This is a genomic window from Polaromonas sp. YR568, assembly GCF_943369415.1.
Classification (GTDB): Bacteria; Pseudomonadota; Gammaproteobacteria; order Burkholderiales; family Burkholderiaceae_C; genus Polaromonas.
Window position 1 is genome coordinate 154,838 of record NZ_CALRNF020000001.1, and the last position, 22,936, is coordinate 177,773.

Here is a 22,936-nt window from a genome sequence, read left to right on the forward strand (position 1 = left end):
GCGCAGATGACGATGCGCCGCTCCACTATCGCCCTCCGCGGGCGGCACCCACCTCGGGATCACTGCCGGTATACACAGGCACTCCCGTCAGGATGCCGCGGAAGCCGCGCAGCGGCGCGCCCACGTGGATGCCCTTGCGCGACATCGAAAACTGGCGGATGGTGCGCTCGTGCAGGCTGCCGCGTTTCTTGAAGACCGACACGGCCTGCTTGACCTCGCCGTCGTGCTCGAAGTAACGCAGCATGAGCACGTTGTCCGCGAGGTAGCTGGCGTCCACCGTGGTGGACATTTGCCCGCCCAGCATGCCCTGCTGCACGCCCACCAGGATGGTCACGACGCCGCGCTGGCCCAGGTAAGTCAGCAGCTCGTGCAAATGCGTGGTCAAAAAACGCTCGTCCGGCATGGCATTGAGGTAGCCGTTGATGCTGTCGATGACGATGACTTTGCAGCCGCGGTCGGCGGCCTGGCACACCACGGACGCAAACTCCCCCGGGGATAGCTCGGCCGGGTCAATTTGCTGGATGCTCAGCGTGCCGGTTTCGTAGGGCTCGCGGATCTTCATGCCCAGCCCGTCGGCGCGGTTCAGCAAATTATTGGCGGCCTCTTCGAACAGGAACATGGCGCTGGTCTGCCCGCGCTCCGCCGCGGCCGTGACAAACTGGGCCGCCAGCGACGACTTGCCGGTGCCGGGCGGCCCGGCAATCAGGGTGCTGGTGCCTTCTTCCAGACCGCCTCCGAGAAGCGTATCGAGGTCGCCCAGGCCGCTTTTGAGCTGTTCACGCTTTCCCATCACGCGCGATTCGGACGCGACCAGGCGCGGGTATACGCAGAGGCCGCCATACTGGATGTCGTAGTCATGCATGCCACCGCGAAACGCAACGCCGCGGTATTTCACCACGCGAATGCGCCGCCGCTCGGCGCCGTAATCCTTCACCGACTGCTCAAGCGTGATCACGCCATGGGCGATGCTGCGCACCTGAAGGTCTATGCCGGCGGCGGTGCGATCATCCAGCAGCATCACGGTGCAGGACCGGCTGGCGAAGAACTGCTTGAGCGCCAGCACCTGGCGGCGATAGCGCAAAGGCGTGTCGGCCAGCAGCTGCAATTCGGACAGGGAGTCGATCACCACCCGGGTCGGTTTGTACTTTTCAATCACCGACAGGATCATCTGCGTGGTCGTGCCCATTTCCACCTCCGACGGATGGAACATGGTGTATTCCGCCTCCGGCGTCAGCAGGTTTTCAGAAGGCAACACTTCATGGATAAGGATGCCGTCCAGGCCCCAGCCGTGGGATTCGGCCACGCCTTCGAGTTCGGCGGCCGTCTCCGCCAGCGTGATGTAGACGACGGATTCGCCCCGCTTGGCGCCTTCCACCAGGAACTGCAGGCCGGTGGTGGTCTTGCCGGTGCCCGGCTCACCTTCAATCAGGTAAATGCGGTCCTTCAGCAGGCCTCCGCTCAGGATGTTGTCCAGGCCGGGGATGCCGGTTGACAGGAAATTCGTCTCAGGAGGTTTTTGAGGGCTCATGGTTGCTTGCGGGTTGTCGGCCACACGGGGCACAGAAAGCACAATCCGCAACACCCCGTCAAAGAACGAAGCGGCTTGTAACACCTGGATAAATATTAGCCAGCACGCCCCGGATTTCAGGGTTTTCAGGGCCTGAGCTGCGCGTAGGACAAGACGCCGACCCGCAGTGCGACACGGGCTTGCGGCCGATTTTCACGACATCCCTTAAGGTCCGCTCCAACAGGGTGCGGATTCGGATTGGTGCGATAAAAAGAGAACGAAACAGCAGTTTCAGGTCGCGTCGCCTTGAAATGGGCCCTGATTGCCCCTATGATTAGCACTCGATGGTATTGAGTGCTAACAAGCCTCACCAACCACCAAAGTTAACAAGCGCCCACTTTCAGGTGGGTGTTTTTTGATTCCCAAAACCATTGTTCTCAAACAAGGAGCTCTCATGAAACTTCGTCCTTTGCACGACCGCGTGATCGTCAAACGCGTGGAAAACGAAACCAAAACCGCTTCCGGCATCGTCATTCCTGATAGCGCCGCCGAAAAGCCTGATCAAGGCGAAGTGCTGGCCGTTGGCCCCGGCAAGAAAAACGACAAGGGCGAATTGAGCCCCGTGGGCGTGAAAGTGGGCGACCGCGTCCTGTTCGGCAAATACAGCGGCCAGACCGTCAAGGTCGATGGCGACGAACTGCTCGTCATGAAAGAAGAAGATTTGTTTGCAGTGGTCGAGAAGTAATTCTTCGCCACCCCGAACCCCTTATTAACTGAATCTGGAGAATTAAACATGGCAGCAAAAGACGTCATTTTCGGCGGCGAAGCCCGCGCACGCATGGTCGAGGGTGTGAACATCCTGGCCAACGCGGTCAAGGTAACCCTGGGCCCCAAAGGCCGTAACGTGGTTCTGGAGCGCTCGTTCGGCGCCCCAACGGTGACCAAGGACGGTGTGTCCGTCGCCAAGGAAATCGAACTCAAGGACAAGCTGCAGAACATGGGCGCGCAGATGGTCAAGGAAGTCGCTTCCAAGACCTCCGACAACGCCGGCGACGGCACGACCACCGCCACCGTTCTGGCTCAAGCCATCGTCCGCGAAGGCATGAAGTACGTGGCCGCCGGCATGAACCCGATGGACCTCAAGCGCGGTATCGACAAGGCCGTGCTGGCCCTGACCGAAGAGCTCAAGAAGGCTTCCAAGCCCACCACGACGTCCAAGGAAATCGCCCAGGTCGGCTCGATCTCTGCCAACTCCGACGAATCCATCGGCAAGATCATTGCCGACGCAATGGACAAGGTTGGTAAAGAAGGCGTGATCACCGTGGAAGACGGCAAGTCCCTGCAAAACGAACTCGACGTCGTCGAAGGCATGCAGTTCGACCGCGGCTACCTCTCCCCTTACTTCATCAACAACCCTGAAAAGCAGTCCGCACTGCTGGACAACCCGTTTGTGCTGCTCTACGACAAGAAGATCAGCAACATCCGCGACCTGCTGCCCACCCTGGAGCAAGTCGCCAAGGCAGGCCGTCCGCTGCTCATCATCGCCGAAGAAGTCGAGGGCGAAGCCCTGGCAACCCTGGTCGTGAACACCCTGCGCGGCATCCTGAAGGTTGTGGCTGTGAAGGCCCCCGGCTTCGGCGACCGCCGCAAAGCCATGCTGGAAGACATCGCCTGCCTGACCGGCGGCAAGGTCATCGCTGAAGAAGTCGGCATGTCGCTTGAAAAAGTGACGCTGGCCGACCTCGGCCAGGCCAAGCGCATCGAAGTGGGCAAGGAAAACACCATCATCATCGACGGTTCCGGCGCCGCTGCCGACATCGAAGCACGCGTCAAGCAAGTCCGTGTCCAGATCGAAGAAGCGACCAGCGACTACGACCGTGAAAAACTGCAAGAGCGCGTGGCCAAGCTGGCCGGCGGTGTTGCCGTGATCAAGGTTGGCGCTGCCACCGAAGTCGAAATGAAGGAAAAGAAGGCCCGCGTGGAAGACGCACTGCACGCTACCCGCGCTGCCGTGGAAGAAGGCATTGTGGCCGGCGGCGGCGTGGCCCTGCTGCGCGCCAAGCAAGCCGCAGGCAAGATCGCCGGCGACAATCCTGACCAGGACGCCGGTATCAAGCTGGTGCTCCGCGCCATCGAAGCCCCCCTGCGCGAAATCGTTTACAACGCAGGCGGCGAAGCCTCTGTGGTGGTGAACGCCGTGCTGGCCGGCAAGGGTAACTATGGCTTCAATGCAGCCAACGACACCTACGGCGACATGATCGAAATGGGTATCCTGGATCCCACGAAGGTCACCCGCACCGCACTGCAGAATGCAGCTTCCGTCGCATCGCTGATGCTGACGACCGAAGCCATGATTGCCGAGGCTCCGAAGGAAGAGTCCGGCGCCGGCGGCGGCATGCCAGGCGGCATGGGTGGTATGGGCGGCATGGGCGACATGGGCATGTAATGCCTGCCTGAGCTTCTCGCTCCATCAAAAAGGGCCGCTTTCGCGGCCCTTTTTTTATGCTGCGTCCGACGGGCCCGCAGCAGGCGGCACCGGCGAGGCGCCTTCGTCAAATTGGTTGGGGCCTTCCGAAGGCTGCACGCACCAGTACAGCAGCAGCAGGTTGACCAGCGGGATCAGGCCGATCAGCAACAGCCAGCCGGTCTTGCCGATGTCATGCAGGCGCCGCACGCCAACCGCGATGCCCGGCAGCAACAGCGCAAGGGCGGCGATGCCGTACAGGGTGTAGCTGACCATGCTGGTGACACCCAGGACGATCACCTGGAACAGGAAAAACCACCAGAATTCCGGCCGCGATGCGCGGCCGGTAAAAGTGACGTATTTGGAAAAGCAGGTGGAAATGGCTTGGCCGAAATTCATGGCGATGATCCTCCTCACAAGGTGTAACGGGGTGAATTCCCCGTTGCATGATAAGGCCGCGCGTCCCGCGAGCGCTACCGCGCCTTGTACGAAGAACGTTTTCAATTGGCAAGCCGTTGCGCCCGCGCTTCACTCTTTCCCCCTAAAACTGCCCTGGATGCACCGGAAAGAGACGCTTGCCGCTACCATGCCATTTCACCGATCCACTGGATGAACCCCCTAACACCTCACAACGGTCCACCAGCCACATCACCCGCACCTTTCCCATGATTTCCACCAAAAAACACCTGATCGCCGCAGCCGTTCTCGCTGCATCCGCCACCCCTTTGTTTGCACAGCAAGCCGGCACCTGGTCCCTGTCGGCCGGCGTCACCTATATCAAGCCCTCCGTGGACAGCGCCAGCCTCACGGGCAGCATGCCGAATGTGCGCGTGGGCGTCAGTAACGACACCCGGCTGACGGGCGCGGTGAACTACATGGCCACCGACCACCTGAACCTGCATTTGCCGCTGGGCCTGGGGTTCCGGCATGACGTCACCGGCGACGGCGTGCTCGCGGGTTTCGGCAAGGTGGCCGAAACCAAGGCCTTGCCGATCACGCTGATAGCCCAGTACCGGTTTTTCGAGGCTGAGGCCCGATTCAGGCCCTACCTGGGCGCAGGCCTCTCCTACGTGAGGTTTTATAACGAGCAGGGCAGCAGCCTGCTGACCGCGCTCACCAATCCCGGCGGCCCGCCCACCGGCGTGACTTTCAAGTCGAAGCTGGCCCCGTCCTTCCAGGTGGGCGGCGTCTACCAGCTCAATGAAAAATGGTTTGTGGAAGGCAGCTACACCAAGACCCTGCTGAAGACCCGCGGCACGCTGAGCACGGGCCAGACGATCGATGTGGGGCTGGACCCGAACTGCTTCACGGTGCAGCTGGGCTACAGGTTCTGATCGCTACTTGCGCGCGACAGCCGAAGCCGGTACCAGCTTGAGCGGCCCGTAGAAGGCCTGCAACTGGCCTTCGTTTCTTTCGCCTTCGGTAAAGACCGCGACGCTCAGCAAGGCCCCCGGATCTTCGCCAAAGGCCTGGCGGTAGTCCGCACGGATGTCGCGCTCGTAGCTGCGCCACTCGTTGTAACCGTGGTCGCCCGAGTCGACGACGATCTTGCGGATGCGGTCGGTGCGGTCGTTGACGACGACCTCTCCCGGCTGGTTGACCCGCGACCACGAATAGACCAGTGTCGCGAACGGCATCTCTTCGCCGGTCAGCAAGCGGCTCAATTCCGACAACATGGCGTTTTTCATCGACAGCCGCGAGCGGTCGCCTTCAAACGCGAGCACCACACGCACCGGCACATCGTCGAGTTGCGGCAGCGTGAGGTTGGCGCCCACACCCGCGTTTGGCACGTTCCAGGAAAAGCGAACGAGGCCGAGCTCTTCGGGCTCGATGCGGTAGCGATGGCGCAGGATGCTGCCGGAGGCCTCGGCCTTCGCGAGCACCGCATCGCGGCCGTCATGGCGCACATAGCTGTAGCTGGCCGATTGCTTGCCGGGGACGCGGAATATCTCCCACTGGAGGTCGTCTGGCTTGAGTTCCCCGGCCTTCGGCGGTGCCGACATCTCGGCCCAGGCCGTTCCGGTCACCCCTTCCGCCAGGCCCAGGGTGCCGCCCTGGCTGACCGGCTCGTCGATGTCGGCGTCCTCATCAGCAACGCGCGCGCGCGTTGCGCAGCCGGTGGCCAGAACTGCCGCGAGGAAGGCTGCGGCGACTGCCGAAAAACGAGGGAGCACTAGGTAAGGCGGGACGGGAGAAACCATGATGCGAAGTCATCGAAAAATCTGTGAAGCGACAAGTTGACCACGGAACGGCGCGATCCCGTCAGGGAAAAAAGCACAGTGTTGCGCAAATCAGCCGGTAATTTTGCGCAGCAGGCCGGCCGTCGAGCCGTCAAGGCCGGCCACGTTCCCGCTTTGCAGGCGCGGCTCAATGTCTTTGGCCAGCACCTTGCCGAGTTCAACGCCCCACTGGTCGAAGCTGTTGATGCCCCAGATGGCGCCGCTGACGAACACGCGGTGTTCCTGCAGCGCGACCAGCGCACCCAGGCTGGCGGGCGTAAGCCGCTCCAGCAGCAAAAAGGTGCTGGGCCGGTTTCCGGGGAAATGTTTGTGGCCGCCCACATCTTCCTTGCCCTGCATGAGCGCTTGCGCCTGGGCCAGCACATTGGCCAGCAAAGTCGCGTGATGGCCCGGCAGGCTGTGTCCCGCCTGCCTGACGGCGACAAACTCCACCGGCACCACCGAGCTGCCCTGGTGCAGCATCTGGAAGTACGCATGCTGGCCGTTGGTGCCGGGCTCGCCCCACAGCACCGGGGAAGTGGCGAAAGGCAAGGCTTGGCCGTCGGCATCGACACGCTTGCCGTTGCTTTCCATTTCAAGCTGCTGCAGATACGCGGGCAAACGCCGCAAGGCGCTGCTGTAAGGCGCGATGCTGCGGCTGCTGAAGCCGTAAAAATTGCGATACCAGACATCCAGCAGGCCCAGGCGCACCGGCAGGTTGCGCGCCAGCGGCGCCGTGCGGAAGTGCTCATCCATGGCATGCGCGCCGGCCAGCAGCTCGCGAAAGCCCGCCGCGCCTATGGCGATGGCAATCGGCAGGCCTATGGCCGACCAGAGCGAATAGCGCCCGCCCACCCAGTCCCAGAAGCCGAAAGTCGTGGTGATGCCGAAGGCATTCGCCGCCGCGACATTGGTCGTGAGTGCCGCGAAATGCCGGGCGACGTCCGTGCCGCCTTGCGCCTCGAACCAGCGCCGCGCCGAGTGCGCGTTGGTCATGGTTTCGGTGGTGGTAAAGGTCTTGGACGCCACCAGGAACAGCGTGCTTTGCGGCTTGAGCCCCTGCAGCACGCCGGCCAGTTCACCGCCGTCGACGTTGGAGACAAAGTGAAAGCGCTTGCCGGGTATGGCGAATTCGCCCAATGCGATCACTGCCATCTGCGGCCCGAGGTCGGAGCCGCCTATGCCGATGTTCACGATGTCGGTGATGGCCGTGTCGGCACGCAGATCCTCTGCATAGGCGAGCATGGCATCCAGCGTCTCGTGCACGCGCGCAAGGTCACCTGCCATATCGCCGGCGGCCGGGCTCCTCAGCAGGAAATGCATCACGGCGCGCTGCTCGGTGCCGTTGATCAGCTCGCCGGCAAACATGGCGTCGCGGTGCTGCTCAAGCCGGCATTGCGCGGCCAGGTCCAACAACAGCGCTTCGCTGGTGCTGTCGATCAGGTTCTTGGAAAGGTCCGCGAAGAGGTGGGGCGCTGCCTGGCTGAAGTGCGCAAAGCGGCCGGCATCGGCCGTGAAGGCCTGACGCAGGTCAAATGACTTCCCCTGCGCATCAAAGCAGGCCTGCAACGCGGCCCAGGCCGGCGTGCGGTCGCAACGGGGTCTTGGTTCGACAGCCATTTCAAGCCGCCAGCATCAGGTGCTCAAGTTTCACGGCATCGGCCGCGAAAGCACGTATGCCCTCGGCCAGCTTCTCGGTGGCCATGGCGTCCTCATTGAGCGCATAACGGAAACCGGCCTCGTCGTAGTTGACGGCCGGCAGGTCCAGCGCAGCCGCGGCCTTGGCGTCCAGTGCGCGCGCGAGCGGCGCATCGGAAGCAGCCAGTTGAGCCAACAGCTCGGGGCTGATGGTCAGCAGGTCGCAGCCAGCCAGCGCGGTGATCTGGCCCACGTTGCGAAAGCTCGCACCCATCACCTCGGTGGCGATGCCGAAATGCTTGTAGTGGTTGTAGATCTCGCGCACCGACTTCACGCCGGGGTCGTTGGCGCCGGCCATGGCGGCTTCGTCCCAGGCGGTGCCGGCGGATTTTTTGTACCAGTCGTAAATGCGGCCGACAAAAGGCGAGATCAGCTGCACCTTAGCCTGGCCGCAGGCGACCGCCTGGGCGAAGGAGAACAGCAGGGTAAGGTTGGTGTGGATGCCGCGCTGCTCGAGCTTTTCGGCCGCCTGTATGCCCTCCCAGGTGGCGGCCACCTTGATCAGCACGCGGTCGATGTGTATGCCTTCGGCCTGGTAGAGCTCGACGATGCGTTCGCCGCGCGTGTAGGTGGCATTGGCGTCAAAGCTCAGGCGGGCGTCGACTTCGGTCGAGACGCGGCCCGGGATGATGGAGAGGATTTCGCAACCGAAGCGCACCAGCAGGCGGTCCATGATTTCATCGAGCTGCCGGCCCTTGAAGCGGGCAACCGTGTCCTTCAGGAGCGGCTGGTAGTCGGTTTTTTGCACCGCCTTCAGGATCAGCGAAGGGTTGGTGGTGGCGTCCTGCGGCTTGAACTGCCCCAGTTGCTTGAAATCACCGGTGTCGGCGACCACGGTGGTGAACTGTTTGAGCGCGTCAAGTTGGGTCATGGCGGGAAAGGCTGTGCAATACGCGAAAGTGGTCCGGATGAAACACCGTGGGAGCACCTGGAGGCGTGCATCTCGCGGGTTCAGGGTCGAGTTACCATTATGCCCATAGAATGTGAAACTTAATTACCAAGACACTTTTTTACCATGAGCTTTGACCTCATCCTGTTTGGCGGCACCGGCGACCTGGTGTGGCGCAAGATCATGCCGGCCTTGTTCCAGGCCTTCCGCCATGGCTCCTTGCCGGAAGGCGGGCGCATCGTGGGTGTGGCGCGCGACGATTTGTCCGACGACCAGTACCGCGCGCTGATCAAGTCCCGCTTTGACAACGTCGAGCTGGCCAAGCGCCCGAGTGAGGAAGAGTTCTCGCGCTTTGCCGCCTTGCTCGGTTACCTGCGCATGGACCTGTCCAACCCGGCCGATTACGCCGCGCTGGCCGCCCGCTTGCAACAGCGGCCCGCCGATGTGGTGGTGATGTACATGGCGACGGCGCCCAGCCTGTTCACCACCGTGTGCGAGCAGATCGCCGCCGCGGGCCTGAACGGCCCGCAGACGCGCGTGGTGCTGGAAAAACCGCTGGGCCACGACCTGGCCTCCAATCGCGCCATCAACAAGACGGTGCGCAGCGTGCTGAGCGAACAGCAAATCTTCCGTATCGACCACTACCTGGGCAAGCCCTCGGTGCAGAATTTGTTCGCGCTGCGCTTCGGCAATTCGCTGTTCGAGCCGCTGTGGCGCCGCGAGACGATCGCCAATATCCAGATCACCATCGCCGAAGACCTGGGCGTGGAAAAACGCGGAGCGTTCTACGACAGCACCGGCGCGTTGCGCGACATGGTGCAGAACCACGCGCTGCAGTTGCTGTGCGCCATCGGCATGGAGCCGCCCATCAACTCGCACGCCGACGCCATCCGCGACGAAAAGCTCAAGGTGTTGCGCTCGCTGAAACCGTGGACGCCTGAAACGCTGGGCCAGCATGTGGTGCGCGGCCAGTACGCGGCCGGCACCATAGACGGCGAAGCCGTGCCCGGCTACCGCGACGAAAAAGGCGTGGCGCCCGACAGCAGGACCGAAACCTTTGTGGCCCTGCGCACAGAGATCGCCAACTGGCGCTGGGCGGGTGTGCCCTTCTACATCCGCACCGGCAAGCGCCTGGGCAGCCGCGACGCCCACATCGAGGTCAACTTCCGCCCAGCGCCGCACGCGATCTTCAAGACGTCGATGGCAGGCTCCAATGTGGCCAACCGCCTGGTGATCAACCTGCAGCCCAAGGACGGCCTGGAGCTGCACCTGCTGGCGCAGGGCGCCGACCAGCGCTCGGGCAACCACCACGCGCGCGGCACACCCTCGCTGGCGCCGGTGCAACTGGACCTGGACTTCGACAAGCGCTTCGGCTCGGAACGCGTGGGCGCCTATGAGCGGCTGCTGCTGGACGTGCTCGACGGGCGGCTCAACCTCTTTGTGCGCAGCGACGAGCAGGAAGAAGCCTGGCGCTGGGTCGAACCGATCCTGGACAGCTGGAGCAGTGATTCCGGCGCGCCGCGGTCCTATGCGGCCGGCAGTTGGGGGCCTAGTGCGGCAAGCGCGATGATTGCGCGCGATGGCTATTGTTGGAGCGAGGAGTGCTAGCCCCCACGCTTTTCGCTCGCAGAGCCAAATACTGCAAGCCGGGGCCGCGGGACTGGCTTTGCCAGACCGCAGGCGCAGCGGCCCCCTCGGGGGGCAGGAAGCTACACGCAGTGAGCGACCGTGGGGGCCATTTCAATGCTTGACCGAATCAAAGCCTCCCTGCCTTCATTGGCCCCTGCGGAACAACGGGTGGGCCGCCTCGTACTGGCCGATCCGCGTGCCTTTGCCAACCTGCCGATCACCGAGCTGGCCAGCCGTTCGCACGTGAGCAAACCCACCGTCGTGCGCTTTTGCCGCAGCATGGGTTACGACGGGCTGTCGGACTTCAAGCTCAAGCTGGCGGGCAGTGTGAGTGAGGGCGTACCTTTCATCCACCGCAGCGTGGACGCCGATGACAAGACCGGTGACGTGATGGTCAAGGTGATAGACAACACCGTGGCGGCCTTTCTGAAGTACCGCAACGACGCGAGTTCGGTGGCCGTGGAAAGGGCCGCCGACGCGCTGCTGGCGACCTACAACACCGGAAGGCGCATCGAGTTTTTCGGCGTCGGCAATTCAGGCATCGTGGCGCAGGACGCGCAGCACAAGTTCTTTCGACTGGGCATCACCAGCATTGCCTACAGCGATGGCCACATGCAGGTCATGAGCGCCTCGCTGCTGGGTCCGGGCGACTGCGTGGTGGTGATCTCGAACTCGGGCCGCACGCGCGACCTGATGGACGCCTGCGACATCGCGCGCAAGAATGGCGCCACCACCATCGTCATCACGGTGACCGGCTCGCCGCTGGCCGCGGCCGGCAACATCCACCTGGCGGCCGACCACCCCGAAGGTTACGACCGCTACAGCCCCATGGTGTCGCGCCTGATGCACCTGATGATCATCGACATCCTGGCGACCTGTGTGGCGCTGCGCATCGGCAGCAAGCTGCAGCCGCTGCTCAAGGAAATGAAGAACAACCTGCGCAACAAGCGTTACGCCTGAGCCGATAGCGCCGGCACCGCCGGTATCAGGCCAGCGGCAGCGAACGCTCCACGATGCCGGCGAACAGCGCCGAGCCCAGCGGCAGCACGCTGTCGTTGAAGTCGTAGCAGCTGTTGTGCAGGAAGCGGCTGCCTACACCGCCCACGGTGCCGCCCTTGCCGTCGGGCAATTGCTCACCCTGGCCCAGGCGCAGGTAGGCGCCCGGCTTGACGCGCAGCATGAAAGAAAAATCTTCCGAACCCATGCTGGGCTCGAGGTTGCGCACCACGTTTTCCGCACCGACGAGTTGGTCGGCAACGCTGGTAGCCAGGGTGTATTCGGCCGGCGAATTGATGGTGGCCGGGTAAATGCGTTCGTACTTCACGGTGGCCGTGGCGCCAAATCCCTGCGCCACCGCCGCGCACAGTTCCTTGAGGCGGCGCTCAACCAGGTCCTGCACTTCAGGCTTGAAGGTGCGCACGGTGCCGACCAGTGTGGCGGTTTCGGGCACCACACTCATGGCACCCAGCTCCCCCGCCCGGACGGCGCAAATGCTGATCACGGCGCTGTCCATGGCCTTGACGTTGCGAGACACGATGCTTTGCACCGCAGTGATGATGTGAGCGGCCGCCAGCACCGGATCCACTGTCAGGTAAGCATGCGCGCCGTGGCCGCCCTTGCCCGTCACCTCAATGGTGATGCGGTCGGCCGCGGCCATCATGGGCCCGGGATTAATGCCTATGGTGCCGGGCTGCAGGGCCGGCCAGTTGTGCATGGCATAGATGGACTGCACCGGAAAGCGCTCGAAGAGGCCGTCCTTGATCATCGCGTCGGCGCCGCCGCGCCCTTCTTCGGCGGGCTGGAACACCAGCACGGCGTCACCGGCGAAGTTGCGCGTCTCGGCCAGGTAGCGGGCGGCACCCACCAGCATGGTGGTGTGGCCGTCGTGGCCGCAGCCGTGCATCAGCCCGGCTTTGGAAGACTTCCAGCCGAATTCGTTGTGCTCGGTCATGGGCAGCGCGTCCATATCGGCGCGCAGGCCCACCATAGGCCTCACGCCCGGCTTGCCGGGCTGCTGGCCCTTGATGACGGCCACCACGCCGGTCTTGCCGACGCCGGTATGCACTTCGTCAACCCCGCAAAGCTTGAGCGCATGCACAACGCGGCTGGAGGTGTAAACCTCTTCAAAGCCGAGTTCAGGATGGGCGTGAAGGTCGCGGCGGAAGGCGGTCAGTTCGGGGTGGTACTGCACGATCTGCGCAAAAGCGCGGCCGGTGGCGCGCAACTGGGGCGGGCGGTCCGCGCTGCCGGCGAAGCCTGCCGTCGCGGTGGGTTGGGGGGATGAGGCACTTGGAAGGGTTGCCGGAGCGCGCATGTCAGTGAAGTCCCGAGTTCAGCAGGTTAAATACTAGTCTTGAAGAGATGGCGGTGCAAACACGGGGCCTTGCGAAAGCTTCGCCGACGTCGCAGTCATCGCCGGGCCGGTGGCGGCAAGCATCGGCTTGCCCTGCAGGCGAAGCGGCCCATACCAGGCCTTGGCCTTTTGCCGGGTGTTGTCGCTGTCCGTCATGATGGCAATGCCGACAAGCGCGCCGGGTGCTTCGCCGAAAGCCTTTTCATAGTCGGCGCGAATGTCGCGTTCGTACTCCAGCCAGCGGTCAAGCCGCGCGGGCCCGGATTCAATCACTACCTTGCGGATCCGGTCGGTGCGGGTATTGATGAGCACGCTCTCCGGCGCGCTGTGGCTGCCCCACACATACATGAGGGTGGCATAGGGCAGCGGCTCACCCGTCAGCGCCAGCGCCAATTCCGACAGCATGGCATTCTTGGCGGAAAAATTCGAACGGTCGCCTTCAAAGGCCAGCACCACGCGAACCGGCGAATCATCGCTGTCGCGCTGCGTCATGTCGGCGCCCGTGATCATCTGGGGCACCTTCCAGGAAAAACCCAGTTTGCCCAGGTCCGAAGGCTCAACCCGAAGGTGCTGCCGTAGCATGCTGGCGGCGCTGTCGGATTCACCGAGCACGGCATTGCGCCCGTCCAGCCGCACGGCGCGATAGCGCGTGGATTTTTTACCCGGGAATGCGCTGTGTTGCCATGTAACGGTGTCGGGGTTTGAAGCGGAGTTGGTGTTTGGATTTGCGGGCGAGGCGGAAGTCCAGCTCACGTCCTGGCTGGTGGCGGGCGACGAAGTTTCTACTCCGGCACAAGCCGCAAGCACGGTCACGCAAGCGACAACCATCAAGGTACAGAGCGCACGCAAGGAAAAATAATGAGGCACCAGTGTCATGGGCAAACGGGCCGCAGACGGCGATAAATCGGGCTTTGCGCACCTGCAAGCAGGCACCAAAGAAAAGAGACCAGATAGCTCAACGCGGCTCAGGCAGAAAAAGTTTCAGAATCCCGCCAATTTGTAGCGAAGTCATTCAAGCCATAAAAAAAACCGCCTCGGGTTTCCCCAGGGCGGCTTTTAGATCTTCATAAGAAACTGGCGTCAGGCCAGCTTCAAATTAGAACGTGTGGCGAATGCCAGCTGCGTACGTGGTGGTACGCGAGATGCTGCTGGTAGGAGCGATAGCCATGGTGTTCGAAGCCACGTTGTCGTAGTTCTTCGTGCTCACGCCACCGACGTACAGGGTGGTGCGCTTGCTCAAAGAGTACAGAGCCTGGATACCGTAGCCGGTAGACTTGCCCAGATCGTCACCCTTGGACTGTGCATAGCCAGCGCTCAGGGTCGTCGCGCCCAGAGGCACTGCAACGCTCAAGCTGTACTCTTTCTGTGCGCCCAGTTCGTGAGCAGCGGTCGGAATGCCATTTGCACCGAAGGTGGTGATGACGTCCTTGAACTTGGCACGGTTGGCGCCGAAGCCGACTTTGGCAACGCCGAAGTCATAAGAAACGTTCAGCAGCGTGTTGGTCAGAGCAGGCTTGGCCGTTGCGGTACGGGTAGCGCCTTCAGACTGGTAACCACCAGAAATCAGCAGAGGACCATTTGCGTAGCGCAGGTTGGCGGAAACCGTGTTGCTTGCGCCAACAGCGGCCGTCTTGTCTTCGCCAAAAGCGTACATGAACGAGCCGGTGAAGCCACCGAAGTTAGGCGTGTTGTACTTGATGCTGTTGTTGAAACGGGTGTTGAAACCAACCCAGGTCACGTGAGCGCCAGAGCCGTTGCCGCCGTGGTTCAGCAGCACAGCATTGCCAGCCAGGGTGCCGATGGCGCCAGCTGCAGCAGTGCTGAAGCCGTTGTTGGTATTGGAAGGATCGAACAGGGTAGCGCCCATCATGGCGTGGTCAGCAGACACGTCATCATAGGAGCTGGAGTTGCGACCGATGGTCACGGTACCGAAGCCGCTGGAGATACCCACGTTGGCGCGACGGCCGAACAGCAGGCCGCCTTGAGCGGAAGAGCCGGCGTCAATGTTGATGCCGCTTTCGAGGTTACCGATGACAGCCATGCCGCCGCCGACGTCTTCGCTGAAGCGAATGCCCCAACGCGAACCGTTCAGGCCACCGGAGTCAATTTTGGACTGGCTGATGCCAGAAATTGCGGCGCCGCTGACCTGGTTGGTCTTGTAGCTGCCGATGTTGGCGTCGAGCAAACCATAGATGGTCACGGTCGACTGGGCTTGTGCTGCACCAGCCATCGCGCCGAGTGCGGCCAAAGCGATAAGGGTCTTTTTCATTGAGAGTTTCTCCAAGGTTAAACATAGGGCTCCGGCACGGGGGCTACGTCGGACTTGCGTCTTTGTGGCTCCACCAGAGACCCGGGCCAACCCCCTTTCGGGAAGTTGGCTCTATTGCACCAGACTGGGCTTCAATGCGCAAAGGAATGCCCAAAAAAACCACCAACCCGTTGTACTCATGCCACAAAGGGAGCGCAAGACGTGGGAAAGAAACAACGCTCACAAATACCGGGTATTCCCAATTGCCAAAACCTGGTTTTTGGGCTTGATTACGTTCAGCCTCATGAAAAAAGCCGCTTCAAAGAAGCGGCTTTTTATGAAACCCGCACAGGCGGAAGTGAGGTCAACCCTCTATCAGAACGTGTGGCGAATGCCAACGCCGTAGGTCGTGGTCTTGCGATCAGGCGCGGTGACACCGATGACGGTGGTGGGGTTTTGTTCCTTGGCGGTCTGGACACCCGCATACAGGTTCGAACGCTTGGACAGCGCGTACAGGCCAGCAATACCGTAGCCGGTGCGCTTCAGCTCAGGAAGGCCAGCCAGACGGGTGCTCTTGGAGCGGGCATAACCACCGGAGAGCGTGAAGGTGCTGGAGACGGGGAAGTCCAGGCCGATCTGGTATTCCTTGGTCTTGTCCGCTGCCAGGCCGGTAATAGGCGTGGTGCCGTTCTTCACGTTGCCGTAAGCGCCGAGCAGCTTGACCACGCCGAAGTCATAGGAGCCGTTCAGCTGCGTGTACTTGATCGCCGTGGCGTTGCCGTTGGCTTTTTCGCTTTGGTAAGCCAGGGAAGCACCGATGGGGCCGTTCGCATAAGCCACGTTAAAGCTGGCGATTTTGCCGGCGCTGACAGCGGTGGTCTTGTTCTCACCGAAGCTGTACATCGCCGCAGCCGAGAAGCCGCCGAAATTCGGGGTTTCGTAGTACACCGAGTTGCCTGGACGATCCTGGTAGCTATTGCTGGACCACACGCTGGTGGAAGGAGCGAACAGCAGCGAGTCGAAGTTGGCGGAGCCGGAACCCTTGACCATGTCGTAAGGGGTCCACATTTTGCCGAGCTTCAGCTCACCGAAGCCACCGGAAAGGCCAACCCAGGCCTGGCGGCCGAAAACCGCGGTGGAGGTCGCACCGGTGAAGGGGTTGGTGTAGTTGTTGGCAGCGCCGGTGCTGGGGTCAAAGCCGGCTTCCAGCAGGAAGTTGGCTTTCAGGCCGCCGCCGAGGTCCTCGGTACCCTTCAGGCCGAAACGGCTGGTCTGCAGACCGCCGCCGCTACCGGAAAAAGGATGCGGAACGTTCACGCCGGACTGGCTGAGGTTGTTGTCCTTGACGGTACCGATCCAGGCGTCAACGAGGCCGTAAACGGTCACGCTGGACTGCGCGGAAGCAACGCCGGAAACAGCCAGCACGGCCAAAGCAACTAGGCTTTTTTTCATCATTTAGAAATCTCCAAAAAGGTGGGAAACATACATTGCGAAACACTTTTTAAAGGGCTCTCCGGTCGACCCTGGCTCGATTTAACCAAACTGTCACAAGCCAGACCAAGCCCTTATCGCTCCATTAGCAAAATTCATACCCAAGTGTTGGCCTCCAGCGACACGCCCTCCCGCTGTTGCGCGTTGCAGGTGCTGATTACCCCATTCGGTGCATTCAAAACACACCAAAATGGCGCATTTTTCATTTATGCATCGTCTTAGTGATTGCACTTCATACAGATTTCTTGCTGTGTAGTCTTGTTACGGGATGACAACGAACGCAGCCAGAACCGGGGGCGCCAATTCCCCAAAATCACTTTCTTGCACCAACAGGATGTGGCTCGCGCACCACGCGGGGAGAAAAATAGAGATAAAGCCCTAAGCGACCCTTGGGCTCCACCAAACCGCGCTCAGACCGCTCCCCTGCGAGGCACCGGTGCCATCGCGCCAGAGGGAACGGGCAAGAAATGCGCGACTTGCGCGGGTATTTTTAGGGTTTTGCCCCGGCGACAAAAACCTCGGGTTTTCCCCTGTCGCGAAAGTGATACCCCCCGTAGTGACACTCTTTACGGCTCACGGCATCGCCATTAATCTTTCCTTCACAAAGACGGCCTGCAGGGTAAAGACAGGCGCCAATTTTTCCGCCATCCATCGCTTCCTTTCGATTAATTAAAACTCCTGGAGACTCCATGAAAAAACTGACCCTCGTTGCAACTGCGATCATGGGACTTGTGTCCACCACGGCCGCCATGGCGCAAAGCACCGTGACCATCTACGGCGTTCTTGATGGCGGCTACAACCATGTCACCGGCCTGCGCAACGGCACGGCCAACCACATCGCCAGCGGCATCATCGAAGGCTCCAGGTTCGGTCTTCGCGGAACCGAAGACATCGGCGGCGGCTACAAAGCCATCTTCACCCTTGAAAACCGTTTCGAACTGGACACCGGCTCCGTCACCAACCGCCCTCCTTCGGGCGGCCAGGTGCCTGACCGCCTGGTGCAAGGTAACCTTGTGCTGCCTACCGTGAACGGCGTGCCTTTCGGGCTGCTGCCCGCTGCTACCCAGGGCGCACTGCAAACCGCGCTGAACATCGCAGCGTACGGCAATGCAGCCGGCACCCCCGGCACCACGGGGGGCCTGGGCGCCACCGTCGGCGTGAACACCGCCGGCAACCTGTTTGACCGCCAGGCTTTCGCCGGCCTGATCACGCCGTTCGGCGCCTTCACGCTGGGCCGCCAGTACACGCCAGGCTACATCGTGGGCGCTTCGTTCGACGCATCGCAAACCGAGTCCAGCCTGGCTGCGGGCCAGGTTGCCAGCTTCCCTCCTTCTTTCGACATTCGCCTGAGCAACACCATTCAATACGGCATCAAGCTGGATGGCCTGACCGCTGCCCTGATGTATGGCGCGGGTGAAGTCGCAGGCGCCGGCAATTCCGCAGGCCGTTTCTATGGCGGTATGGCCATGTACAAAGCCAACGGCTGGGGCGCAGGCATCGGCTACAACGCGCGCAACAACGAACTGGGCCAGAAATCCCTGACCAATACCGTGGTTGGCGCCTCGATCGACATCGGCCCCGGCGCACTGTACGGCCAGTGGGCCACCGTGAAGGATGAAAATCCTACCGGCGTGTCCGGCATTGCTGCGGCCCTGACTGCCGCCAGCCCCGCCCTTGCAGGCGTCGCGCCTATCGTCCAGGCAGGCATCACCAACGGCCTGAAGCAGGATGCCAACCTGATGCACATCGGCTATCGCCTGACCAGCGGCGTGCACACCGTGGTGGTGGCATACAGCCGTTACGACGACAAGAAAGCAGCCGACAACGACACGTCTTCCTACGGCGTTCGTTACAGCTACGCCCTGTCCAAGCGCACCAGCCTGAACGCCGTGCTGACCCGCTTCAGCAACAAGAACCAGGCACAGGCTGCACCAGGCGGCAACGGCTTCCTCGGTGGCGTGACCGCCAATGCCGGCGTGGATTCCACCAACATCGCCCTGGGCATTCGCCACACGTTCTAAGCAAAGCGCCCCGGATTCATTCCGGGCCTTCTGCCAAAGCCTCCTTCGGGGGGCTTTTTTCATGGGCGCGTCCATTGCACGCAAGCGGCGCTAACATGGCGGCATGACTACCGCACTCGACACCGTGCTCAACGCCGCCGACGGCGCATTGCGCACCCTCTTTGCCACACCACACGCCAGCCGCACCTGCCCGACGGTGCCCGGCGAAAAGACCGAGCTTGCCCTGCAGGACAAAGCCCTGTCAGGCGCGCTGATGCGGGTCAACCATGTGGGCGAGGTTTGCGCGCAGGCCCTGTATGCGGCGCAGGCGCTTGGCACCCGCGACCCGGCGCTGCGCGAGCACTTCCTGCAGGCCAGCCGCGAGGAAGGCGACCACCTCGCCTGGACCAAAGCCCGGCTGGACGAACTGGGCGCGCGCCCCTCGCTGCTCAACCCGCTCTGGTACGCAGGCGCGTTCGGCTTGGGCTTGGTGGCCAGCCGGCTGGGCGACCGCCTGAGCCTGGGTTTTGTCGTCGAGACGGAACGGCAGGTCGAGGCGCATCTGGCCAGCCACCTGGAACGCCTGCCGCAAGGCGACCATGAATCGCGCGCCATCGTGGCGCAGATGAAGGACGATGAGGCCCTGCATGCGCGCGAAGCCGAACAGGCCGGCGCCGTGCAACTGCCCGGGCCGGTCAAGGCGCTGATGCGCTCGGCCGCGCGTGTCATGACGACGACGGCGCATTACCTCTAAGGCCGCAACCGGGCCGCGGCGTCTTTAAACCTCCAGCACTTCGAAGCTGGTGGTGATCTCCGCAGTTTTCGCAAGCATGATGGTGGCCGAGCAGTACTTGTCGTGGCTCATGGCCACGGCGCGTTCCACCGCGCTGGGAGCCAAGCCCTTTCCCGTCACCACAAAATGCATATGGATCTTGGTGAACACTTTTGGGTCCACGGGCGCCCTTTCGGCGCTCAGTTTGACGGAACAGCCGCGCACGTCCTGGCGGCCGCGCTTGAGGATCAGCACCACGTCGTAGGCCGTGCAACCGCCGGTGCCGGCCAGCACGGCTTCCATGGGACGCGGCGCGAGGTTGGCGCCGCCGTTTTCCGGCTTGTCCGCGTCAGGGGCGCCGTCCATCACCAGGGTGTGGCCGCTGCCGGTTTCGGCGAGAAAGCTCATGTTGGAGCGTGATCCCGTGTTGGCGCTGTTGCCTGTCCAACTCACCGTGCATTCCATAAACTCCGCTCCTTATGCATAAAATTTATAACTAAAACCGTGAAAAATGTCGAGTTTGCGCCACAAGATATTGTGCAGCGCAACATTGCTCCGCTATACTGAAATCATCGCACCAATACTGATTGCCCTCGGGGCCGCAAGGTATTTTGTGCCACTGGTTGTCTCCTCCACCTCCTCTAAGGGTGGATTTACAGGCCCAGACCGCAAGGTCTGGGCCTTTTTTCTTGGCCGCGCCGCTTTCGCTGCCCGCGCTTGCGGCGCTTTTTCTCGCGCCACTATGATGTCAGGCTGCGAGAAAAACATGCCCACCCCGACCAAAACCGCTAAAAGCCTCACCAAAACAGCCCCCGCCGGCAAGCCGCTCACCCCCGCCGATTACCTTAAAAAGATTCTCACGGCACGGGTCTATGACGTGGCGGTGGAATCGAGCCTTGAGCCCGCCAAAAACCTCGGCTTGCGCCTGAAGAACACAGTGCTGCTAAAGCGTGAGGACCAGCAGCCGGTATTCAGCTTCAAACTGCGCGGCGCCTACAACAAGATGGCCCACCTGAGCCCGGCCCAGCTCAAGAAAGGCGTGATCTGCGCCTCGGCCGGCAACCACGCGCAAGGCGTGGCGCTCAGCGCGCAAAAGCTCGGCACACGCGCCGTCATCGTCATGCCCACCACCACGCCGCAGCTCAAGGTCGACGCGGTGCGCGCCTGGGGCGGTGAGGTCGTGCTGCGCGGCGACAGCTATTCGGACGCCTACGCGCACGCCGTGGTGCTTGAGAAAAAACAGGGCCTGACCTTCGTCCACCCCTTCGACGACCCCGACGTCATCGCCGGCCAGGGCACGATCGCGATGGAAATCCTCATGCAGCTGCAAAGCCTGGGTTCCAGCCGGCTGGACGCCGTCTTCGTGGCCATTGGCGGCGGCGGGCTGATCTCCGGCGTGGCCAACTACATCAAGGCCGTGCGGCCCGAGATCAAGGTCATAGGCGTGCAGATGAACGACTCCGACGCCATGATGCAATCGGTCAGCGCGAAAAAGCGCGTGACGCTGAGCGACGTCGGCCTGTTCGCCGACGGCACGGCCGTGAAGCTCGTGGGCGAGGAAACCTTCCGCATCAGCCGCGAACTGGTCGATGAATTCATCACCGTCGACACCGACGCGGTCTGCGCCGCCATCAAGGACGTGTTCGTCGACACGCGCAGCATCGTCGAGCCCTCGGGCGCGATGGCCGTGGCCGCCGTCAAGCAGTACGTGGCCAAACACAAGACCAAAGGCGAAACCTACGCCGCGATTTTGTGCGGCGCCAACATGAACTTCGACCGCCTGCGCTTCGTCGCCGAGCGCGCCGAAGTCGGCGAAGAGCGCGAAGCCCTGTTCGCCGTGACGATTCCCGAAGAGCGCGGCAGCTTCCGGCGTTTCTGCGAGGTGATCGGTGAGCTGCCCGGCGGGCCGCGCAGCGTGACCGAGTTCAACTACCGCATCAACGACGACGCCAAGGCCCACGTCTTTGTCGGCCTGACCACCTCGGCCAAGGGCGAGAGCGGCAAGATCGCCGCGAATTTCTCGCGCCACGGCTTCAAGACGCTGGACCTCACGCACGACGAGCTCGCCAAGGAGCACATCCGCCACATGGTGGGCGGGCACAGCGCGCTGTCGAAGGACGAGCGCCTGCTGCGTTTCATCTTCCCCGAGCGCCCGGGCGCGCTGATGAAGTTTCTCTCCAGCATGCGGCCGGGCTGGAACATCAGCCTCTTCCATTACCGCAACCAGGGCGCCGACTACGGCCGCATCCTGGTGGGCCTGCAGGTGCCCAAGGCCGACAACAAGGCGTTCAAGGACTTCCTCGACACGCTGGGTTACCCCCACGTCGAGGAAACCGCCAACCCGGTCTACCGGCTCTTCCTGCAAAGCTGACGCCAGACCCGCCATGAGCCCCCAGGCCGCGCCCCCGACCACAGCCGCCCTGGCCGACACTTCGGTGTGCCCGCGCTGCGGCGCCGGCCTGCGCTGCGGCATGGTGGCGGGCGATGCCGAATGCTGGTGCGTGCAGTTGCCCCATGTCATGCCCGTGCCCACCGAACGTGCTCCGTCGCCGGAAGGCAGCGCGCCGTCCTGTTATTGCCCCGCCTGCCTCAAGCTGATCACCGATGAACGCTCCCGACTTTCCACCCCTGCTCCTGCCCGCGATTGAGCCCAGCGCCGACGCCTCGCTCGAGGCCAGGCTGCGGCACAAGATCGCCCACAAAACCAAACCTCTGGGCGCGCTCGGCCGGCTCGAAGACCTGGCGCTGCTACTGGGCCTGATCCAGCGCAGCGAAACCATCGCGCTGCGCGCGCCGCAGATGGTGGTGTTCGCGGCCGACCACGGCATTGCCGCCGAAGGCGTTTCCGCCTACCCGCAGGCCGTCACGGTGCAGATGGTCGGCAACATGCTGGCCGGCGGCGCCGCCATCAATGTCTTCGCGCGCCAGCACGGTTTTGCGCTGCAGGTGGTGGACGCCGGCGTGGCGGCCGGCCTTGCGGCACATCCGCAGTTGCTGCAGCGCAAGATCGCGCACGGCACCCGCAACATCCGCCACGAGCCCGCCATGACGGCCGTGCAGGCGCGGGCCGCCCTGCAGGCCGGCATGGACATTGTGAGCAGCCTGCCCGGCAACGTTGTCGCCTTCGGCGAGATGGGCATTGCCAACACCTCGGCCGCCGCGCTGCTGTTTGCGCGCCTGGCAGGCGTCGGCATTGAAGAAGCCACAGGCCGCGGCACCGGCCTGGACGACACCCAGCTGGCGCACAAGCGCCAGGTGCTGGCCGATGCCCTGGCCCGCCACGCCGGCGCCACGCAGCCCCTTGATGCGCTGGCGGCCCTGGGCGGCTTTGAAATCGCCATGATGGCCGGCGCCATGCTGCAGGCCGCGAGCGAGCGACGCGTCGTGCTGGTCGACGGCTTTATCGCCGGCGCCGCGGCACTGGTCGCCCGGGCCCTGGCGCCCGCCGTTCAGGATTACATGGTGTTTTGCCATTGCGGCGACGAGCAAGGCCACCGGCTGCTGCTGGCGCACCTCAAGGCCCAGCCGCTGCTGGACCTGGGCCTGCGCCTGGGCGAAGGCACCGGCGCGCTGCTGGCCTGGCCGCTGCTGCAGTCGGCGGCGAACTTCCTCCACGAGATGGCCAGCTTCGAATCCGCCGGCGTGAGCGGCAAGGAAGGCGCCTGA

At 62.8% G+C, this 22,936-nt stretch carries 20 protein-coding genes; 10 read left to right on the forward strand and 10 right to left on the reverse strand.

Annotated elements, in window-relative coordinates; translation table 11 throughout:
• Nucleotides 1-25: 25 nt before the first annotated feature.
• Complete coding sequence (locus tag ACLV74_RS00780; protein ID WP_411877452.1) at nucleotides 26-1,528, reverse strand: ATPase domain-containing protein; 1,503 nt, start codon at nucleotides 1,526-1,528, stop codon at nucleotides 26-28.
• Nucleotides 1,529-1,961: 433 nt separating this feature from the next.
• Between ACLV74_RS00780 and ACLV74_RS00785 the strand changes: the two genes are divergently transcribed.
• On the forward strand, nucleotides 1,962-2,252 hold the full coding sequence (locus tag ACLV74_RS00785; RefSeq protein ID WP_007872916.1) for a co-chaperone GroES: 291 nt from the start codon (nucleotides 1,962-1,964) through the stop codon (nucleotides 2,250-2,252).
• 48 nt (nucleotides 2,253-2,300) lie between these two features.
• On the forward strand, nucleotides 2,301-3,953 hold the full coding sequence (gene groL / locus ACLV74_RS00790) for a chaperonin GroEL (protein ID WP_411877453.1): 1,653 nt from the start codon (nucleotides 2,301-2,303) through the stop codon (nucleotides 3,951-3,953).
• Between the two features lie 54 nt (nucleotides 3,954-4,007).
• On the opposite strand, the gene ACLV74_RS00795 is transcribed toward groL, so the two are convergent.
• Nucleotides 4,008-4,370, reverse strand: coding sequence for a DUF805 domain-containing protein (locus tag ACLV74_RS00795; protein WP_411877454.1), 363 nt, complete (start codon nucleotides 4,368-4,370; stop codon nucleotides 4,008-4,010).
• Between the two features lie 266 nt (nucleotides 4,371-4,636).
• On the opposite strand from ACLV74_RS00795, the gene ACLV74_RS00800 reads away from it, so the two are divergent.
• Nucleotides 4,637-5,305, forward strand: a complete 669-nt coding sequence (locus tag ACLV74_RS00800; protein WP_411877455.1) for an OmpW/AlkL family protein — start codon at nucleotides 4,637-4,639, stop codon at nucleotides 5,303-5,305.
• A 3-nt stretch (nucleotides 5,306-5,308) separates the two neighbouring features.
• Here ACLV74_RS00800 and ACLV74_RS00805 read toward each other — a convergent pair whose 3' ends face one another.
• The 3 genes from ACLV74_RS00805 to tal all read right to left on the reverse strand — a co-directional run bounded on the left by ACLV74_RS00805 (nucleotide 5,309) and on the right by tal (nucleotide 8,759).
• Nucleotides 5,309-6,145 carry a DUF3047 domain-containing protein gene (locus tag ACLV74_RS00805; protein WP_411877456.1) on the reverse strand — a complete coding sequence of 279 codons (837 nt, stop codon included), beginning with the start codon at nucleotides 6,143-6,145 and terminating at the stop codon, nucleotides 5,309-5,311.
• Between the two features lie 117 nt (nucleotides 6,146-6,262).
• Nucleotides 6,263-7,810, reverse strand: a complete 1,548-nt coding sequence (gene pgi, locus ACLV74_RS00810) for a glucose-6-phosphate isomerase (protein ID WP_411877457.1) — start codon at nucleotides 7,808-7,810, stop codon at nucleotides 6,263-6,265.
• Between the two features lies 1 nt (nucleotide 7,811).
• Nucleotides 7,812-8,759: a transaldolase gene (gene tal / locus ACLV74_RS00815; protein WP_411877458.1), complete on the reverse strand. Its 948-nt coding sequence runs from the start codon at nucleotides 8,757-8,759 to the stop codon at nucleotides 7,812-7,814.
• A gap of 144 nt (nucleotides 8,760-8,903) precedes the next feature.
• Here tal and zwf point away from each other — a divergent pair, with 144 nt between their 5' ends.
• Nucleotides 8,904-10,385 (forward strand): glucose-6-phosphate dehydrogenase, encoded by a 1,482-nt coding sequence (gene zwf, locus ACLV74_RS00820; RefSeq protein ID WP_411877459.1) that lies wholly within the window; start codon nucleotides 8,904-8,906, stop codon nucleotides 10,383-10,385.
• A gap of 135 nt (nucleotides 10,386-10,520) precedes the next feature.
• Nucleotides 10,521-11,366, forward strand: a complete 846-nt coding sequence (locus ACLV74_RS00825) for a MurR/RpiR family transcriptional regulator (protein WP_411877460.1) — start codon at nucleotides 10,521-10,523, stop codon at nucleotides 11,364-11,366.
• A 25-nt stretch (nucleotides 11,367-11,391) separates the two neighbouring features.
• Here the strand turns inward: ACLV74_RS00825 and ACLV74_RS00830 are convergent, their stop codons facing one another.
• From ACLV74_RS00830 to ACLV74_RS00845, 4 genes are all read right to left on the reverse strand, one after another.
• Nucleotides 11,392-12,720: a M20 aminoacylase family protein gene (locus ACLV74_RS00830; RefSeq protein ID WP_411877461.1), complete on the reverse strand. Its 1,329-nt coding sequence runs from the start codon at nucleotides 12,718-12,720 to the stop codon at nucleotides 11,392-11,394.
• 33 nt (nucleotides 12,721-12,753) lie between these two features.
• The gene (locus tag ACLV74_RS00835) at nucleotides 12,754-13,512 is read right to left on the reverse strand and encodes a DUF3047 domain-containing protein (RefSeq protein WP_411877462.1); all 759 of its coding nucleotides are present in this window, start codon (nucleotides 13,510-13,512) and stop codon (nucleotides 12,754-12,756) included.
• A 343-nt stretch (nucleotides 13,513-13,855) separates the two neighbouring features.
• Nucleotides 13,856-15,028, reverse strand: coding sequence for a porin (locus ACLV74_RS00840; protein ID WP_411877463.1), 1,173 nt, complete (start codon nucleotides 15,026-15,028; stop codon nucleotides 13,856-13,858).
• A gap of 354 nt (nucleotides 15,029-15,382) precedes the next feature.
• Nucleotides 15,383-16,462 (reverse strand): porin, encoded by a 1,080-nt coding sequence (locus ACLV74_RS00845; protein WP_411877464.1) that lies wholly within the window; start codon nucleotides 16,460-16,462, stop codon nucleotides 15,383-15,385.
• A gap of 725 nt (nucleotides 16,463-17,187) precedes the next feature.
• Here ACLV74_RS00845 and ACLV74_RS00850 point away from each other — a divergent pair.
• Together ACLV74_RS00850 and coq7 are read left to right on the forward strand one after the other, a co-directional pair.
• Nucleotides 17,188-18,519: a porin gene (locus tag ACLV74_RS00850; RefSeq protein ID WP_411877465.1), complete on the forward strand. Its 1,332-nt coding sequence runs from the start codon at nucleotides 17,188-17,190 to the stop codon at nucleotides 18,517-18,519.
• A 103-nt stretch (nucleotides 18,520-18,622) separates the two neighbouring features.
• The gene (coq7, locus tag ACLV74_RS00855) at nucleotides 18,623-19,252 is read left to right on the forward strand and encodes a 2-polyprenyl-3-methyl-6-methoxy-1,4-benzoquinone monooxygenase (protein WP_411877466.1); all 630 of its coding nucleotides are present in this window, start codon (nucleotides 18,623-18,625) and stop codon (nucleotides 19,250-19,252) included.
• A gap of 24 nt (nucleotides 19,253-19,276) precedes the next feature.
• On the opposite strand, the gene ACLV74_RS00860 is transcribed toward coq7, so the two are convergent.
• Nucleotides 19,277-19,735 carry an OsmC family protein gene (locus ACLV74_RS00860; RefSeq protein ID WP_411877467.1) on the reverse strand — a complete coding sequence of 153 codons (459 nt, stop codon included), beginning with the start codon at nucleotides 19,733-19,735 and terminating at the stop codon, nucleotides 19,277-19,279.
• Between the two features lie 301 nt (nucleotides 19,736-20,036).
• On the opposite strand from ACLV74_RS00860, the gene ilvA reads away from it, so the two are divergent.
• Genes ilvA through cobT form a run of 3 tightly spaced genes read left to right on the forward strand, consistent with a single transcriptional unit; the run spans nucleotide 20,037 to nucleotide 22,936 of the window.
• A complete protein-coding gene (ilvA, locus tag ACLV74_RS00865) occupies nucleotides 20,037-21,641 on the forward strand; it encodes a threonine ammonia-lyase, biosynthetic (RefSeq protein WP_411877468.1) in 1,605 nt (534 codons plus the stop codon).
• Between the two features lie 13 nt (nucleotides 21,642-21,654).
• A complete protein-coding gene (locus tag ACLV74_RS00870; RefSeq protein ID WP_411877469.1) occupies nucleotides 21,655-21,918 on the forward strand; it encodes a cysteine-rich CWC family protein in 264 nt (87 codons plus the stop codon).
• The gene (gene cobT, locus ACLV74_RS00875; RefSeq protein WP_411877470.1) at nucleotides 21,875-22,936 is read left to right on the forward strand and encodes a nicotinate-nucleotide--dimethylbenzimidazole phosphoribosyltransferase; all 1,062 of its coding nucleotides are present in this window, start codon (nucleotides 21,875-21,877) and stop codon (nucleotides 22,934-22,936) included. The genes ACLV74_RS00870 and cobT overlap by 44 nt, the downstream gene beginning before the upstream one ends.